This is a genomic window from Paenibacillus amylolyticus (assembly GCF_003719335.1).
Taxonomy (GTDB): Bacteria; Bacillota; Bacilli; order Paenibacillales; family Paenibacillaceae; genus Paenibacillus; species Paenibacillus amylolyticus_D.
In genome coordinates this window covers 1-990 of sequence record NZ_RIAS01000042.1, presented here as the reverse complement: position 1 = coordinate 990, position 990 = coordinate 1, and the positions used below count along the sequence as shown (strand labels likewise).

The window sequence follows — 990 nt, the reverse complement described above, 5'->3', positions numbered from 1 at the left end:
AATTTCGTTTCGAATCTAGTTTTCAGAGAACAACACTCTGAATGAAGTGAAAATCGGTACATCACAGAATGTGTGTATGGTTTTCAGTTCCAAATGAATGGAAGAAGCTATGCTTCGACCAATCGCGTTTGGTGGCGATGGCGGAGGGGTTCCACACGTACCCATCCCGAACACGACCGTTAAGCCCTCTAGCGCCGATGGTACTTGGACCGCAGGGTCCTGGGAGAGTAGGACGCCGCCAAGCGAACTCTTTCATCTTACATAGAAAACAGGCTCTGCATGTGGACATTGTATGATGAATTGCATTTGCACTGCAAATGCATATTATTCCCTGATAGCTCAGTTGGTAGAGCACTCGACTGTTAATCGAGTTGTCACAGGTTCGAGTCCTGTTCGGGGAGCCATTTGCTCTCATAGCTCAGTAGGTAGAGTGCATCCATGGTAAGGATGAGGTCACCGGTTCGATCCCGGTTGAGAGCTCTGCAAATGGGGCCCGTTGGTCAAGGGGTTAAGACACCTCCCTTTCACGGAGGTAACAGGGGTTCGAATCCCCTACGGGTCATAGCAATACCTATGGAGGCTTAGCTCAGCTGGGAGAGCATCTGCCTTACAAGCAGAGGGTCGGGGGTTCGATCCCCTCAGCCTCCACCATCTACTTTTGGGGATTAGCCAAGCGGTAAGGCAACGGACTTTGACTCCGTCATGCATAGGTTCAAATCCTATATCCCCAGCCATTTACTATGAGTCATTAGCTCAGTTGGTAGAGCACCTGACTTTTAATCAGGGTGTCGAAGGTTCGAATCCTTCATGACTCACTTTTATTATATGCGCGTGTGGCGGAATTGGCAGACGCACTAGACTTAGGATCTAGCGTCTTTGACGTGGGGGTTCAAGTCCCTCCACGCGCATCCCTTATTTTGCGGAAGTGGCTCAGCGGTAGAGCATCGCCTTGCCAAGGCGAGGGTCGCGGGTTCGATTCCCGTCTTCCGC

8 tRNA genes and 1 rRNA gene are annotated in these 990 nt (G+C 50.8%); all 9 read left to right on the top strand.

Annotation, left to right across the window (positions count from 1 at the left end):
• The first annotated feature begins 127 nt into the window (after nucleotides 1-127).
• The 9 genes from rrf to EC604_RS29385 all read left to right on the top strand — a co-directional run bounded on the left by rrf (nucleotide 128) and on the right by EC604_RS29385 (nucleotide 990).
• Nucleotides 128-244, top strand: a 5S ribosomal RNA gene (rrf, locus tag EC604_RS29425).
• 84 nt (nucleotides 245-328) lie between these two features.
• A tRNA-Asn gene (locus EC604_RS29420) sits at nucleotides 329-404 on the top strand.
• 3 nt (nucleotides 405-407) lie between these two features.
• A tRNA-Thr gene (locus tag EC604_RS29415) sits at nucleotides 408-480 on the top strand.
• Between the two features lie 10 nt (nucleotides 481-490).
• A tRNA-Glu gene (locus EC604_RS29410) sits at nucleotides 491-562 on the top strand.
• Nucleotides 563-575: 13 nt separating this feature from the next.
• Nucleotides 576-651: transfer RNA gene (locus EC604_RS29405), tRNA-Val, on the top strand.
• Between the two features lie 8 nt (nucleotides 652-659).
• A tRNA-Gln gene (locus tag EC604_RS29400) sits at nucleotides 660-734 on the top strand.
• 8 nt (nucleotides 735-742) lie between these two features.
• Nucleotides 743-815 (top strand) — tRNA-Lys (locus tag EC604_RS29395).
• Between the two features lie 12 nt (nucleotides 816-827).
• Nucleotides 828-908, top strand: a tRNA-Leu gene (locus EC604_RS29390).
• 11 nt (nucleotides 909-919) lie between these two features.
• Nucleotides 920-990: transfer RNA gene (locus EC604_RS29385), tRNA-Gly, on the top strand.